This window comes from Fructilactobacillus sp. X8R2C1, assembly GCF_059900955.1.
Genome location: NZ_JBWXVI010000004.1, coordinates 152,293 through 169,382 on the forward strand (window position 1 = coordinate 152,293; position 17,090 = coordinate 169,382).

General features: G+C 33.6%; 10 protein-coding genes. 7 read left to right on the forward strand and 3 right to left on the reverse strand.

The genetic code is table 11. From position 1 onward, the window contains the following. Window positions 1-81: 81 nt before the first annotated feature. The 6 genes from AC6UD6_RS05640 (at window position 82) to AC6UD6_RS05665 (ending at window position 12,165) form a co-directional block, all read left to right on the forward strand. Window positions 82-1,755 carry a glycoside hydrolase family 13 protein gene (locus AC6UD6_RS05640; RefSeq protein WP_500695988.1) on the forward strand — a complete coding sequence of 558 codons (1,674 nt, stop codon included), beginning with the start codon at window positions 82-84 and terminating at the stop codon, window positions 1,753-1,755. A 348-nt stretch (window positions 1,756-2,103) separates the two neighbouring features. Further along, the gene (locus AC6UD6_RS05645; protein WP_500695989.1) at window positions 2,104-3,762 is read left to right on the forward strand and encodes an alpha-glucosidase; all 1,659 of its coding nucleotides are present in this window, start codon (window positions 2,104-2,106) and stop codon (window positions 3,760-3,762) included. Further along, window positions 3,749-5,206 carry a sucrose phosphorylase gene (gene gtfA, locus AC6UD6_RS05650; protein ID WP_500695990.1) on the forward strand — a complete coding sequence of 486 codons (1,458 nt, stop codon included), beginning with the start codon at window positions 3,749-3,751 and terminating at the stop codon, window positions 5,204-5,206. The genes AC6UD6_RS05645 and gtfA overlap by 14 nt, the downstream gene beginning before the upstream one ends. Window positions 5,207-5,217: 11 nt before the next feature. Next, window positions 5,218-6,549 (forward strand): SLC45 family MFS transporter, encoded by a 1,332-nt coding sequence (locus AC6UD6_RS05655; RefSeq protein WP_500695991.1) that lies wholly within the window; start codon window positions 5,218-5,220, stop codon window positions 6,547-6,549. Window positions 6,550-8,152: 1,603 nt separating this feature from the next. Next, window positions 8,153-9,925 carry a site-specific DNA-methyltransferase gene (locus AC6UD6_RS05660; RefSeq protein ID WP_500695992.1) on the forward strand — a complete coding sequence of 591 codons (1,773 nt, stop codon included), beginning with the start codon at window positions 8,153-8,155 and terminating at the stop codon, window positions 9,923-9,925. Next, the gene (locus AC6UD6_RS05665; RefSeq protein ID WP_500695993.1) at window positions 9,925-12,165 is read left to right on the forward strand and encodes a DEAD/DEAH box helicase family protein; all 2,241 of its coding nucleotides are present in this window, start codon (window positions 9,925-9,927) and stop codon (window positions 12,163-12,165) included. The genes AC6UD6_RS05660 and AC6UD6_RS05665 overlap by 1 nt, the downstream gene beginning before the upstream one ends. 250 nt (window positions 12,166-12,415) lie before the next feature. On the opposite strand, the gene mazE is transcribed toward AC6UD6_RS05665, so the two are convergent. After that, window positions 12,416-12,655, reverse strand: coding sequence for a type II toxin-antitoxin system PemI/MazE family antitoxin (gene mazE, locus AC6UD6_RS05670; protein WP_500695994.1), 240 nt, complete (start codon window positions 12,653-12,655; stop codon window positions 12,416-12,418). Window positions 12,656-12,784: 129 nt separating this feature from the next. Here mazE and AC6UD6_RS05675 point away from each other — a divergent pair, with 129 nt between their 5' ends. Beyond that, window positions 12,785-13,435, forward strand: coding sequence for a hypothetical protein (locus tag AC6UD6_RS05675; protein ID WP_500695995.1), 651 nt, complete (start codon window positions 12,785-12,787; stop codon window positions 13,433-13,435). Window position 13,436: 1 nt separating this feature from the next. Here the strand turns inward: AC6UD6_RS05675 and AC6UD6_RS05680 are convergent, their stop codons facing one another. Further along, entirely contained in the window at window positions 13,437-14,111 is a 675-nt protein-coding gene (locus tag AC6UD6_RS05680; protein ID WP_500695996.1) for a hypothetical protein, read from the reverse strand. Window positions 14,112-14,270: 159 nt separating this feature from the next. Next, window positions 14,271-17,000, reverse strand: a complete 2,730-nt coding sequence (locus tag AC6UD6_RS05685; RefSeq protein WP_500695997.1) for an SEC10/PgrA surface exclusion domain-containing protein — start codon at window positions 16,998-17,000, stop codon at window positions 14,271-14,273. Window positions 17,001-17,090: the final 90 nt, after the last annotated feature.

Below are 17,090 nucleotides of genomic sequence, written 5' to 3' on the forward strand. Positions count from 1 at the left end.
TTAAGTAAATAAAAATGGGCTCATCAAACCATACCTTGATGAGCCTATTCTTGGTGAAAATTGATTTGAGAGGTGGAAATGATGAAAGACAAACAATGGTGGAAAAATGCAGTGGTGTACCAAGTTTACCCACAAAGTTTTCAGGATAGTAACGGTGATGGAGTCGGTGATTTAAATGGTATTAGAGAACGGTTGCCGTACATTAAAAAGTTAGGAGCCAATGTCATCTGGCTTAATCCCATTTATGAGTCGCCAGAAGAAGATAACGGTTATGACATCTCAGATTATCGCAAAATTAATCCGAAGTACGGCGACATGAAGTCATTTCAGAGGTTATTAGACCGGGCTCATGAACTAGGCATTAAAATTGTGATGGACTTAGTTGTTAATCACACATCCGATCAGCACAAGTGGTTTCAGGAAAGTCGGAAATCAAAAGACAATCCGTACCGCGATTATTACTACTGGCGTGATCCAGTTGACGGTCACGCCCCAAATGACTGGGGTTCCTTTTTCAACGGTTCAACGTGGAAGTATGATGAACAAACGGGTCAGTACTACCTCCATCTTTTTGCGGACGGTCAACCCGATTTGAACTGGGAGAATCCAAAAGTCAGAGAAGAAGTTAAGAGTTTGATGAAGTTCTGGTTAGATAAGGGGGTTGATGGTTTTCGAATGGACGCCATTAACTTGATTTCAAAGCCAAAAGGACTACCCAACATGGCCAAACCTGAGAATGCGAAGTATTCTGCTCCCGGTGCAGGGGTTTTGAACGGACCACGGTTGAATGAGTTTTTGCGTGAATTGGATACCGATGTCTTATCAAAATATGACATCATGACGGTCGGTGAAATGTCAGGAACTAATCCAGAACAGGCACTGGAATACACTGGTTTTGACGCGCATGAACTTAACATGGTTTTTCAATTTGAACACGTTGAATTGACACCCAATCCTGACACACGACTGAATAAATGGAACGACCAGCCCGTAAAATTGACTGATTTGAAGCGAGTCTTCAATAATTGGCAGACCAAGTTGCACAACCAGGGGTGGAACAGTCTGTATTGGAGTAACCATGACCAACCCCGAGCTGTGAGTCGGTTTGCGATTGACAAACCAGAGTATCGGAAGTTGGCTGCAAAAATGTTAGGAACGACTTTGCATATGATGCAAGGAACGCCATATATCTTTGAAGGTGAAGAACTCGGTATGACCAACGCTCACAAAGAAGACCTAACTCAATATGAGGATATCGAGGCAATCAATGCCTACAATCAATACGTAAAACAAGAGAAGATTGTTTCACCAACGAAGATGATGGAATATCTCGCCAATATGTCTCGGGATAATGCGAGAACGCCAATGCAGTGGGACAATTCCAAGAATGCTGGCTTTACCACTGGCACGCCGTGGTTTGCGGTTAACAAGAACTATAAAGAAATTAACGCAAAGGATGAAGTTGACGATCCAAATTCGGTCTTTGCTTACTATCAGAAGTTAATTGAATTGCGGAAGAATAACCCAATTATCATTGAAGGAGACTTTGAACTGCTAGACCCAGACGATGAGGAAGTCTTCACCTACAAGCGTCATTATCAAGGAGAAACTTTGTTAGTTATCAGTAATTTCACTGACCACGAGGTGGAACGTGATTATGATGTACCGGAGGACGCTGAAAAGTTGATTGGAAATTACGCTGATTTCAAAGATACGTTACGTCCTTATGAAACAAAAGTTTACTTGAGTAAATAGGAACCTGTATCATCAATCTATATTTTGATAAGTATATTAATAATATAAGATATTACACAAAGATTATATATTTTAGGAAGTTTTTATATTTAAGGATTTACATAGGCTCATAACCAATGTAAATCCTTTTTTGTGTTTGAAATTTATATGAATATAAGGTTTTTAATATTTATGTTAACAACAAGTAATACTTAAAAGCATATCAACACTATATTTAAAAAATTATATTTATCGTTTAATTTTTTTGTTATTTATTTATTCTAATTATTTGACATTTATAATTATGGAATTATTATTGTTCTTTGAAAGCGCTTGCAAAAATAATTAATAACGAGGTGAATTTGAGTTATGGTAGGAATTAATAAAAATAATTGGTGGAGAAATGCTGTAGGATATCAAATTTATCCTAAAAGTTTTAATGATAGCAATAATGATGGCATTGGAGATATTAATGGAATTATTAATAAAATTCCATATATTAAATCATTAGGTGTTACATTTGTTTGGATATCACCTTTTTTTGCTTCACCAAATATTGATAATGGTTATGATGTATCCGATTACGAAGCAATCGATCCTCAGTATGGAACAATGTATGATGTAAAAAACATGATACATAAGTTTCATCAAGCTGGAATTAAGGTCGTTTTTGATTTAGTAATTAACCATACATCTGACAAAAATAAATGGTTTGAGGAAGCAAGAAAAAGCAAGAACAATCAATATCATGATATGTATATTTGGAAGCCAAATATTGACAATAAGGAACCCAATAATTGGAAATCACTTTTTGGTGGATCAGCTTGGGAATATAACAAAGATACTAATGAGTATTATTATCATTTATTTGCAAAACAACAACCAGATTTAAATTGGGAAAATAAAAAAGTTCATGAAGAAGTTGCTGAAATTATTCACTGGTGGAAAATACAAGGAGTGGATGGTTTTAGATTAGATGCAATTTCACACTTAAAAAAATTACAAACATTTGAAAATGTTGATAATCCCGATAAAGCTATGAATGATGTTCCTGGAATTGATAAGTACTTAAAATTTTTAAGTGATCAATTTAAAAAGAATGATTTAATGACTGTAGGAGAAGCAGGTGGCGTTCCATTAGTTAGAGCTAAAAAATGGGTTGATCAAAAAAATGGCTATTTTAGTATGATCTTTCAATTTGATCATGTTAGCTTTTGGGAAAAATTTGATATTGGGAAAATTGATGTATCGAAATTAAGAAAAGTTCTTACTAAATGGCAATACGGACTTAATGATAGTGGTTGGAATGCCTTGTTTATTGAAAATCATGATTTACCAAGAGCGGTTTCATACTTTGGGGATGGAAATGAGAATTATAAAGATGAGACTGCTAAAACATTAGGAATGATGTATTTCTTAATGAAAGGAACACCGTTTATCTATGAGGGACAAGAGCTGGGAATGAGTAATGTTCAATTTGATAAAGTAGATAATTTTAGAGATTTGGATAGCATTAGATACTATCATGAACAAATAAAAAAAGGTGTTCCTACTAGTGAAATTATGAAGCATCTAAACGGTAAGAGCCGTGATAACGCTAGAACACCTATGCAATGGAATAGTAATAAATATGCTGGATTTAGTAATCATAAACCATGGATATCTATGAATCCCAGTTATTTAAACAAAAATGTAGCTAAAGAAAATCAAGACCCAAATTCTGTTTTAAATTTTTATCGTAAATTAATCAAATTACGTTTAAATGACAATATATTGTTAAATGGTGATTACCATTTAATAGATACAAATGATAATCAATTATATGTATATACGAGAAGCGTTAATAATAAAAGTTATTTAATAATTACTAATTTAAGTTCCAATGTTGCGTCGTTTGTTTTTCCTAAGGAAATGAAATTAAAACAGATATTATTTGTTGGTACCAATAAATATGATGACAAGAAAATCACTTTGGCCCCATGGGGTTCAGCTCTCTATAAGGAGATGATAGGACGTGAAACTAACTAATAAAGTAATGTTAATAACATATCCAGATAGTTTGGGTAACAATTTAACTGATTTGAAAAATATATTGGATGAATATATGGATAAGGTTATCGGTGGATTACATATTCTACCATTTTTCCCATCTTCAGCTGATCGAGGATTTTCACCAAAAGACTATACAAAAGTCGATCCTAAATTTGGGAACTGGAATGATATTAAAGATCTATCCAATTCGTATTATTTAATGTTTGATTTTATGATTAATCATATCTCAAGGCATTCCAAGTATTTCATTGATTTTAAAAAAAATCATAACAATTCTCCATATAAGGATATGTTTATTAATTGGGATGATTTTTGGAATTCCAAAAATCCACAAAAATTTGATTTGGGTCTGATTTATAAACGCAAGCCAAAAGATCCAGTTCAAGAATTTTATTTCGATGATGGTGAGTTAGGGAAGGTTTGGAATACCTTTGGCGATGAACAGATTGATCTTAACGTAACCAAACCAGTAACACAAAAATTCATTAAAGATACATTAACATTTTTAATGAATCATGGAGCATCGATTATTAGATTAGATGCATTTGCATATGCAATTAAAAAAGTTGGAACGAATGATTTTTTTGTTGAGCCGGATATTTGGGAACTTCTTGATAGTATTGAAAAAATAGTAAAACCGCGTGGGGTTAAAATTTTACCTGAAATACATGAAAATTATCATATTGTGAGGAAACTAACAAATCATGGTTATTATAGTTATGATTTTGCTCTTCCTATAGTGGTTCTTTACAGTTTATATTCTGGAAATGTTGATCCTTTGATTTGGTGGCTTAAAAATAGTCCAATGAAGCAGTTTACAACATTAGATACCCACGATGGAATTGGAGTAGTTGATGGCAAAGGTATTTTAACAGATAAAGAATTGGATTTTACTAAAAATGAAATGTACAAGATTGGGGCTAATGTTAAGAAAGTATATTCAAGTAGCAAATATAACAATTTAGATATATATCAAATAAATACTACCTACTATTCTGCACTTGGTAATGATGATAAGTCGTATCTAATAGCTAGAGCAATACAAATATTTGCTCCAGGAATACCACAAATATATTATGTTGGATTGTTAGCTGGTAAGAATGATATTGATCTTTTGGAAAAAACTAAAGAGGGTCGTAATATAAATCGTCATTATTATTCCAAAAAAGAAATTGAGGAAAATATTAATCGACCAGTTGTAAAAAACTTATTTAATATTTTGAGATTTAGAAATAAAAGTAAATCTTTTGATTTAGAAGGATCTATTAACGTAAGCAAAACAGATGATACGAGTCTTAAAATTGTCCGTTCATCTAGAAATAACAATAATAAAGCTACTATGACTGCTGATTTAAAAATCAAAAAATTAAAGATTATTGAGTCTATTAATGGAGAAAGTAAAATAATTATAAATATATAAGGAGAAAAACAATGGCTGATAAAAAGACGGAACATTTACCAAATTTAGCAACTTGGTCAATATTAGCATTAACCTTAGGTTGTTTTGGTATTAATATGGCTGGATCAATTCAAAGTTCTCAAATGGGAAGAATTTTCCAAACGATTGGTGCTGATCCAACTAATTTAGGATATTTTTTCATACTTCCACCATTAGTTGGAATGATTGTTCAACCACTAATTGGAAAGTATTCAGATATGACATGGACTAGATTTGGAAGAAGAATGCCATACACTATGGTATTTGCACCAATTGCAGCTCTCATGTTAATTTTGTTACCAAATTCAGGATCATTAGGGTTTGGATATGGTTCTACAGCTGCTATGTTTTTTGCAGCATTTTCTATTTTATTTATGGATTTAGCGACTAATGCTTCGATGCAACCATTAAAAATGGTTATTAGTGATATGGTTAATAAAGATCAAGAAAACTTTGCTTGGTCTTGGTCTTCAAACTTTAGTAGTATTGGCGGAATTCTAGCAACATTACTTCCATTTATCTTAACATTTCTTGGGGTTTCTAATGTGGGCAAACGAGGTTCTGTACCGAATTCAGTAATTTGGTCTTGTTACATTACGGCGGCTATTTTATTGATTACCATTACATTTTCAGTATTTTCTGTGCATGAATATAATCCAACTCAATATGCTAAATATCATGGAATTTCGATTGAGGAAAACAAAAAAACTCCTAGTTTTATTACCTTATTAAAAAATGCACCAAAATCTTTTTGGCAATTATCTTTAATTGAGTTTTTCTGTTGGTTCCCTATGCAGTATATGTGGACTTATAGTACTGGAGCAATTGCTAAAAATGTTTATCATGTTACTAATCCAACTTCTGCTGCATATCAAGCTGCAGGTAATTGGTACGGTGTTTTATTTGGTATTTTTTCGTTAGTTGGTGTTGGCTGGGGTCTAGTCATTGCAAAAACCAAGCCACGGCAAAGAAAATTTATGTACAAATTAGGAATTGCTTTGGGGGCTTTAGGCTACCTTTCAGTTTTCTTCATTACTAACAAATGGTTGTTAATCGTTTCTTACTCACTTTTGGGAATAATATTTGTTACTATGAATACTATCCCATTTACTATTCTGAGCGATACACTTGGTGGAAAACATCAGGGCTCTTACTTAGGACTGTTTAATATTAGTATCTGTCTTCCTCAAATTATTGCTTCGATAGGTAGTTTTATTATTTTTCCATTAGTTGGGAAATCAATGCCAGCGATGTTTATTGTTGCAGCCGTAGTTGCTTTTTGTGGGATTTTCTTTGTTCAATCAGTTTCTACAAAAAAGGCATAACAATTTTATAAATAAGTAAACACATACTTATGAAAGTTATATATTAAAGAACTTATACGAATATTATATTTGTATAAGTTCTTTTTGCTTTTAATTATTATTAAATTATTTACACTTTACCTAATATAATAAGTTAACAAAAAGTTTCATACTAGTGTTATGGAAATATTATGTAATTTAAAATTAGAAAATAACAAAAAATTTTATTTATAAAGATTCTAGTTAAGCTTTATTTAGCACAGTTAATAGAGTTTTAGGGAAATCATTCATAAATATGTTGATCGGTTTATCTTCAAGTGAAATCGAAAAAGGCTTATATTACTGGCATCTTTGTGGTATAAGTCATTAAAATATTAAACTTTTATATTGTACCTCAAGTTTTGTTTTTAAATTTAAACAAATATTATTCACAACAAAAGATTCCAAATCGGATAAACTACAATACTATTTCCCTCTGGTAGATCTAAAAACAATTCTCCATATTTATTTGAATGAGTTTCTTTACACATTGCACTAACCCAGCTGGGAAATTGAATCAAAAGTTTTTGCTTTTCTTTTTTTCTTTTTAATCTGATACTTTTACTAAAACGTAAATACTCACTAGATTTTTATTATCAATTGTTAATTTAATTGTGTAATTATTGGGATTGTTACTAATTTGTTTAATAGCATTTTTACTCTTATTAAGTTTAACTAGTACTTTACTATTTTTGTTAAAATATTTTTTAATAATTCCAGAGATGATAGTTAATATACCACCATTAATAGAGTAATTAACCTCAAATGTATTTTTTGGAAAGGGGTTCCAGAACCGAGTCCAGTCAATAAACAATGATAGGATTAAAGTTCCGATAATAGTGAGCATTGGAATTGAATAGGTAAGACATTTGAAAAATATAGATTTTAATCTGTTGAAATTAATTTGTTTCATTTAAACAAATTAATTTCAAGTTTGATAGACTTATAATTTTTGGATTTTATTCCAATTATTCCATTATTTTTAATTCTTACATGACTATCATGTTCTAAATCGTTGGATGTTAATTCTTTAATTTCTATACAATTTTTATTATTCAATGTGGTTAATTTATTTAGTATATCTATTATATTTTGTTTATTTTTTTCTGTTTTAATGTTTTTAATTTTGAGTTAATATTTTTCTCAAAAAAAGAATCATGTTCCATAAATTCTATACTAGTTAACGTAAAATCATCTTTATAAAATAGCATTTTAAATAACTTAATTATTAAGTCTGAAGTTAAAGGGACTTGTTCGAAGCCATTTTTACTCATATTTTCTAAGTAGTGGTAATAACTAACTTCATTATCTAGATAAGGTTGAATAGTGAATATTCCTGAGTTGCTTTTTTAAAGTCAATGAATACTTTTCCACGGAATTCTTTCATTATTATCCCCCTAACTTGCCTTTCGAATATATTTGTATGCTAGCATATGATTGCTTCTTTATAAAGTTTTTTAAGTTAATCTTTGTTGTTTAATTTATAAAATTAATGTCGTATTAATAGAATTTAATTATTAACTATTTTAATTGTAATGATAGACTTATATTAAAGTTGAAAATAGATAATTGTGAGGAAAAAATTTTGAGTGATAATTTTGATGATAGACCTTATAAGAATGATGAAAAAAAAGCTATAGATTATATAAAATCTCTATTAGATAAAGCGATAAATGAAAAGAGATTGACAGATGAAAGAAGATTACGAGAAGTTCTTCATTTACTTAGTAGGAAGAAGTTTGGATTGGTATGGGAAAGCCATGCTGAGGAAGTACTTGATGAATTAAAAGATAGTATCCCCTTTTTTAAAGAAATACCATCTAAACAAATAAGTGAAGATTCAAATAATAATCAATATAATTTTCTTCTAGAAGGAGATAATCTAGTTACTTTAGACTTACTTAATCGATCTTTACATGCAAAAATAGATGTCATTTATATTGACCCTCCATATAATACAGGACATAAAGATTTTAAGTATAACGATCAGTTTGTTAATAGTAATGACAAGTATATTCACTCTAAATGGTTAAGTTTTATGAATCATAGAATGAGAGTTGCTAGAGAACTTATGAGTTCAAATGGAGTTATGTTTATAAGTATTGATAATAATGAATACGCTGAATTAAAATTGTTAATGGATGAAATTTTACCAAATGGATATGTCACTACAATTCACGTACAAATGTCAGCTACTCAAGGACAAAAGGTTGGAGCTGCGAAAAGTGGCAATATAGTTAGAAATGGTGAGTATATATTAGTTTATTCAAAATCAGGGAAAAAAAATATAATAAAGCATCCGATGTTGGATAGAGTGAACTATGATTCTCATTATAATAAAATATTAGAAAAAATTGATAATCAAACTTATCATGAGAAGTCGTTAGCAAAAATTCTTCAAAATAATGATGACATCTATAATCAACTTTTATCTTTTGGACTAGTTAATAATGGTAAAAATTTGAGTTCTTCTAAAATTCCAGAATATTATTCTTTTTCACCACTAGTTAGAACATTTATAAATAAAAATGCTGATAAAATTGTTTGTGATGATAAAGCTCCAAATATTGTGAATTCAGAAGAATACTTACCTGGTGTTGTATATAAATATAAAAGTGAGAAACGTTCATATTTAATTGAAAAGAAGGAAAATGGAAAATTTCGTCAACGAATTCGATTGTCTAAAAAAATGGGTATTTCAGACGATTTCGTTTCTACTTATGGACCAACTACCATTAGAGGTGATTGGTGGAATAACTTTTATTTGGATATGGGAAATGTATCTAAAGAAGGAAACGTAAAGTTTTCAAATGGTAAGAAACCAGTTAGATTAATCAAACAACTGATTAAAATGGTTTCTAATAAAAATTCAATAATATTAGATTTCTTTGCTGGTTCTGGAACGACAGGACAAGCAGTTGCTGAATTAAATAATGAAGATAATGGTAATCGTAAGTTTATTATTGCTACAAATAACGAGGGAGATATAGCTGAGAGTGTTACTTATAAAAGAATGAAGAATATCAGTAAAAAATTAAAATTAAATTTAAAATATTTAAAAGACGATTCAATTCCAAAAGATGAAGTTATTTCAGAAAGGCCATTTTTAGAGAACATTAGTCCTTTAATTGAACTACAGAATTTCACTAATTTGAAAGAGTCTGATATTGCTATTGTTATAGATAGAAGCGATGTAGACAAAGTAGATTTAAATGAAAAAAATAAAATTTATATGCGTAAACAGGTTCATGAAATGTTGTCTGTTGATCAGGAACGAAGGTATGACAATAGTGGAGCTGAAATTATTGATATTCCAGATGAATTTTATGGCAATGAGATTAAGGAGTTGATTGATTAATGTCTTTTAAGAATATAGATTTTCAAAATTCTGCTGTTATGAATTTGTTAAATGCTTATGTAAGTAACAATAAGAACATTATATTGCAAGCGCCAACAGGATCAGGTAAAACTGCTATCTTAATTAAATTAATGGATAAGATCGCTTCGAATGATAATACTAAGGATATTGCGTTTGTTTGGTTAACACCTGGGACGGGTGATCTAGAAGAACAATCATGGAATAAGACTGCTGATAACGCAAATATAATCCATGCTCAGTTACTTGATGATGCATTGGCCGATGGATTTAGAAAAAACACAGCAACCTTTTTAAATTGGGAAAAGGTAACGAAAAAGGGAAATATAGCCATGGCCAATGGAGATAAGAAAAACTTAGAGCAAGTTGTTGAAGATGCGGATAATGAAAATATAAAATTTGTTATTGTAGTTGATGAGGAACATTATAATGACACAGAGAAATCTAATAAAATAATTAGTATGTTTAATCCAATTAAAATATTTAAAGCCAGTGCAACACCAATTGAAGATGACAAGGCTAGGAAAGTAGAAGTTCCTGAAGAGGATGTAATATCTTCAGGGCTGATAACAAGAAGTGTTTTAGTAAATGATCAATTTGATAATCCATTATCAGATCAAATCTTTAGTGGAGCTGATTCTGATTTTATAGATGCATCATATAAAAAGAGAATTGACATAAAAAATGAGTATCAAAAACTATCTAAAGATATTAATCCTTTAGTTTTAATACAATTTCCAGATGAAAATCGTTATAGTGATGAAGTTAATGATAAAGTGAAAGAAGTAACAGAATACTTAGTTAATGAATTAGGTGAATCTAGTGATAATATTGGGATTTGGTTGGATAAGAAAAAAAAGAATATAGAAAATGTTAAAGATAATAACTCAAATGTTAATTTTTTATTAATGAAACAAGCGATTTCAACAGGGTGGGATGCGCCAAGAGCTAAAATACTTGTTAGTTTAAGATTGAATTCATCGGCCACCTTTAAAGTTCAGACAATTGGAAGAACCAGGAGAATGCCAGAACAAAAGCATTATGATAATTCATTACTTGATAATTCATTTGTCTATTCTAATGATAGTAATTATGTTAGTGATATTATTAAGACACATTCTGGATCTAGTTTAGTCCAGATGGGAAGAAGTCAGAAGATAGATCCCTATATGTTTAATCTTGTTTCGTTAAAACGAAAAAGTAAAGTTACTAAAGATTTAAATAGCGTTACTAAAGATTTAGAAGATGAATTTAAATATGAATTTGGTCTAACAAAGGATCCTGAGAAAAATAAAAATAAATTAGAAAAATTTGGGTGGATATTTGGCAGGACTGTTAAAACTGGAGTTCGTTCTGGGTCTATAACCAAAATTTCTGATTATGTAAATCTCGCCACTGTTCCTGCAAATTTAATTATTCAGAGTACACGTTCTTGGGGTTTTCGCTATGATGCTTCATTGGAAATTTTAATTCGTTATTTACATGTGGGAAATGATATCAAAAAAGTGAATAGTATTATTAAGGAACTCTTTGGGATGGATGATCAAGGATCTTCATCATATAAATTATTGAATCTGCCTCCTAAAGATAGATATGCATTTGTTATAAATAATGCGAATAGAATTAAAGATGTAGTTAAACAAATGGATTCAAAGATGAGTAATTATATTCAAACTAATTTATTTGATTCCGATAGTAAAAATTTATATGACCATGTTAAAATGTATTTGCCATCAAGAGATGGTTATTTAGATAACGGTAAACATGGCAAACTTCTAAAAAAGAATGTTTATAGAGGATACTCAACTTCAAACTTTGTGAAACAAACTTATCCAGAAAGAATGTTTGAAGAATTTGCTGAAAAGGAAGACGCAATTAAGTGGGTATATAGATCTAAAGATCATGGACAAAATTATTTTTCTATTCCATATGATTCTAATGTAAGAGATTATTATCCTGATTATTTTGTAAAACTATATAATGGTGATACTTATATAATTGAAACAAAAGGGGGAGAAGGTTCTCAAATTGACAAGTATGCTGGATCAAAATTTCAGTCTTTAAAAGATTATGTACATAGTCCATTAGCTAATGGTGCTAAATTTGCTTTTGTTCGGCCACTAAATGGAATTTTAATGTATGATAATACCGAATGGGATGAAAATATGACTAGTTCTGATCATTGGAAACCACTAGTAGAACTATTTGATAAGAACAGTTAGTTAATTATAGATTTGCTTTATGTAAGTATGGATAATGCGTTAACTATTTGGAACAATAAAGATTATAAAGGTGTTTAAAAGTTATATAAAAATACTCTCATAATTTGAAATGCTATATGAAGTGCCACATGATTGTTATGTATTAAATAATTTACTATTTATTTTTCATATTCAAACAAAGTAAAGTAAGAAAAAGACTCATATCGATATTAGTATCGATATGAGTCTTTTATATTCTACCAGTAAGTATTTATTTAATTATCTCCCTTCCCATTGCTTTCCCAGACTCTTCCCTTTGTCTAAAATCTTTCCTTTGTTTTTCATCTAGTCCATCTAGATACCATGATTCTTCAAATGGATTGCGATGTTTAGGTGTTAACTTTAACGACCCATCACTTTCTTTTTTGACGTCAAAGTCCGTGCCTTCAGGATAGTTAAATTGTTTTGGAATCGTAATTACACTTTTATTTCCAACTTTTCTAAGTTTCATTAGTAGTTCCTCCTTCAAGAGTTTGTATAATGACAATTTTACCTGGCACCTTAACCCCCAGTGAGCTATGCTTAAACTGTAATGATTATTCATTGATATTAATTACTTAACTTTAACTAGGAGGGGTCCATGAAAAAGAAAAGGTATTTCATCATTACTGGGGTATTATTACTGTTAGTGATCGTCTTAGCTTGTGCGAGTTTTGCCGCATTGCACCACACTCACAAGAAGCCGGCCAGTAAAGGCATGAGTATGGCCAGTTTTCCTGCGAAGTTCCGTGGGACTTGGTACTCATATTCGACTAAAACCAATCAATACAGCGTTATCCGCAACACAAAAAGGACGAGTTCAGCGACTATTTATGATGTCGATTCCAAACCAGATACATATCGTGTCACGATCCATCAAACCAAGTATAAGCCCCATTTTAAAGAAATTGGTAATCGCACTAAACTTAGTAATAGTTACATAAAAAAGACCGAAAATTGGTCGTTATTACGCAACATGAGTTACATTCCGTGGCAATCAGGTCCAAAGGGAAGGGCGGCCACCGTTAATCTGTACGGTTGGACGCAATCAACTGGTGATGGGATTTACCTCCAAGAGCGGCGTCAGAAAGTCGACGATTATCACGTTGACATGCTGACGTACGTGAACAACGGGGTAAACCCAATCGTTGACATGAACGAGGGTGGTCACTTTTATCGTAGTAAGCAACTGGCGCAGAAGTTAGCTGGTCGCAGGTATCATCGTGAGTTTCGGTACGTTAAAGACTACTAAATTATTTCAATAGATTACTTAAGTCTTCCCATCCGCATCCACCTGAAGTCGGACCGTGGTAGTTAGAATTTCCCTTATCTTGACAGCCAAACAAGTTATTTACCAGTCTGGATATCATTTCCTCCAGACTTCTGATTTTGTAGGAGTACTCCTCCTGTTTCTTGATAAAGGGAAAAGAGCCGTCCAAATAGATCGGAGTGACGATGTCGTTGAAGTACAGTTCTAATCGGTCGTCGCCCTTGCGAATCATATGATTGAGGTTGTGATAGGCGATCCACGACGTGTTGCGCTTGCAATGGTCAATGGACTTTAAGCGCAGGAGTTGGACGTCATTTCTGACGTACGGGATGTTTTTGTTAATCTGACAGTGACTCGCCAGCGTTTTGATTTTATCAAGGGACAAATGGTTCTTTTGCCACAACTCTTTCATCAGGATGTTGGTGGTTTGCTTCACGAGGGTAAAGCCTGAGACACGGTCGACGACGAGGGAATTAAATTGATTGCGGGCGTCCTTTAAATTGATGAGCAACAGGACCGAATCCCAGTTGATGGTGTAGGTGGTTAGTTTCCGGTTCACCTGTGACGGTAAAATCGAATTGATGTCGACCGCGAATTCGTTGCGCATCTTTCGCTTAAGTGGTTCACATAGATTCAGTGGTAATTCATTTAATTCCATGATATCTCTCCTTTTTTGTTTGTTCATTATTTAGATACGCACTTTAGGGAGCAATTTTTCATGAATTTCGATTATTTAAAATAAAATACTGTTAGCACTATTAAAAATAAGCTCTAGTGATCATCACTAGAGCTTATTATGATATCAATGTGTGAAAGATTATTTGAGGTATTTACGGCGCTTGTCAACCAATCCGAAGATGCCCATCAGAGCGGTGAGAAGTCCGACGATTGACAACCAAGTGGTATTTGATTGTCCGGCTTGAGGAAGGGTCACGTTTGAAGTTCCCTGCTTCTTACTCGTCAGCTTATCAACCTTGACAGATTGACGATAAACAAGGGGTGAGGTGGTTAAACGAGTACCAGCTTGGTTACTTCGGTACTTAACTTCGGTTAACGGGGTTACGCCGGACGTATTGGTCTGGTTGCTTTCAGGACGAACCGTTTCCGTGTGGTTGATGTAAGCAGCCCGTGGTTTCGTGGTCCGTTGCGCGTGGTCAATGGCGTGGTTGATGATTTGAGCGTGCGCCTTTTTGGTTGTATTTTGACCACTAGTTTGGTTAGCAGCCTGCTCGTCATGAGCCAATGCGGCTTGGTCCTTTGCTAGGTCACTCTTAGCCTTGTTTAAAGCGGCTTGATCTGCTGCCGCTTGTTTTTCCAGGTCGGCTAACTTCGCCTTATCGTTGGCTAGTTTAGCTTTGGCGTTAGCTAAGTTATTAGCCTCATTTTGATAATTAATCAGTTGTTTTTGTAAAGAAGCTAGCTTAGCTTGGTCATCTTGCAGTTGCTTTTCTGCTTGTTCGAGAGCCTTTTGTTTATTGATGAGGTCTTGGGTGGCCTTGTCTAAGTCACTTTGAGCCTGTTCGTTTGCGGCCGTTGCCTTTTGTAACTTGTCTTGGTCGTTATGGAGTTGGTTGGCGTCGTTTGCGACCCGTTGTTTGGCCTGAGCTAACTTGTTCTGTAGACCAGGAAGGGCAGCGTTGTTGTGGTCAATGGTTTGTTGCTGCTGGGCAATCTGTTTGTTTAAGTCGTTGATTTCGGTCTTGGCCTTGTGAATGTTGGCGGACCATTTATCTGGATTATACTGGGTAACTTGCTTTTCATCGTTACCTAATTGATTGGTCAGACGTCCCAGCTTGTTTTGTGAGTTTTCTAGCGTTTGTTGGGCACGTTTTATTGCTCCTTTACAATCTGAGATTAATTCGAGCGTGTCATCAATTTGGCGTTCCAGTGTTTCGGGAGTCACGATACCTGTATCAGTTACACTAAACTTAGTCGAATCCTGAATTTGACTTGGGCTAATCAAGACCAAGTGAACTTGACCATAGTTATCAACGCCGATTCCAAGGTACTTGTCGTTATTGACGTTTCCGGTCTGCGGGTCGAGACCTAAAAGACTCATCTCGTGGGCATCCGATGCCTTACCGTCATTAAACAGCAAGTTCATAATTATACTGTAAAGTTTGGAGTAGATGGTATCCATGGTGGTGTAATTGTCAAAGGTCATGTCACCAGGGGTAACGATTTCATAACCGTCCGCTCCGGGGTAAACTTTCAGCCCATACTTGGCTGCTAAGTTGTTGATGGCGTTGACATCATAACCATTTTTGTTACTAATGTTCCAATCATCTTGGTTATAAGCGTTCATCAAGTTGTCAATAAAGTAGTCCATACTATAACCACCGATTGCAATGTCCGTGGTACCAAACTGTTTGTGGATTTGGTTAATGAGCCATTGGACGTATTCTGCCATTTCGAGTTTTTGATTATTGGTGAACTGCGGGGTTTCCTGACCGTTACTGTTAGTTCCGACCTGGACATAATCCTGCTTCGCAATGTCACTTGGTTGATAGTGGTTGGCAGCCATTGCCGCATTATCAAACTGGTTGAACCAATCGGAGGCGTTTTCGTTTGGATGCTGTTGTTTCCATTGCTGAAACCCCTGTAAGGTCATGCCAGCGGGAATGTGAATACTTTGCTCAAAGGCACTCTCGGACTGTTTCTCGTCGGTTAAGGTACTTTGCGCGTCACTAAGGGTTGAGTTCCATGAACTAATATCATCTTGTGCATTACTAATATCTTGGTTCGTTTTATTGATGGCATCTTGGTCGTGTTTAACGTTGTTTTCGGCCTCGTCATGTTTTTTCTTGGTGGCAGCTTGCCACTTGTCTAGGTTGTCAAGCGTGGTCTGGGTATCCGCTTTTTGTTGCTTAGCCTGGTCTTGTTTTTGTTGGGCGTCCCTGGTGCTCTGTTCGTTGTTGTCAACGGCACTTTGCGCCTGATTTTGCGCGTCAGTATCGTGGTTTAACTGATTCTGGTCATTGTTAACGTCGTTTTGGGCTTGGTTTTGAGCCTGTTGAGTATTATCAGCGTTCTTCTCATCTTTTTCCACGGTCGTCTGGGCGTCATTCTCGGCCTTTTGATCGTTATCAACTTGACTTTGGTCTTTTTTAATGTCGTTATCGGTCTGATTAATTTGGTCCTGAGTCTTTTTGATGTTTTCGGGAGTGGCATCGGCCGCTTCTTTTTTGGCCTGGTCAACAGCAGCTTGGTCCTTATTCACCACACCCTGTTGATTACTTATGGCTTGAGAGTCGGAGTCGACGTTCTTTTGGTCGGTGTTTACAGCCGTCTTATCATGGTTGACCTGGTTTTGATCAGTTGAGACGGCATTAGACGTGCCATTTTGTTGTTGACTAGTGGGTTGCGTCTGGACGTTTGCACTAGCAGTACTGTTGAATACTCCCACTGCAAACACTCCCGACGCTACCAAAGCGCTTCTAGTAGTAATCCTTAGCCAACGTTTATGTAGCCTTACTGGATTCACATGCGACTGATGACTATCATCTTTTGATACCTTACAATTATCATATTTAATAAATTTACTCATAACATAAGTCCTTTCTGCTTATAAATTATTTTGCATAATTGATAATACTATAAGGACTTTTATAATACAATTGTTTTAAGTAAAAAATGA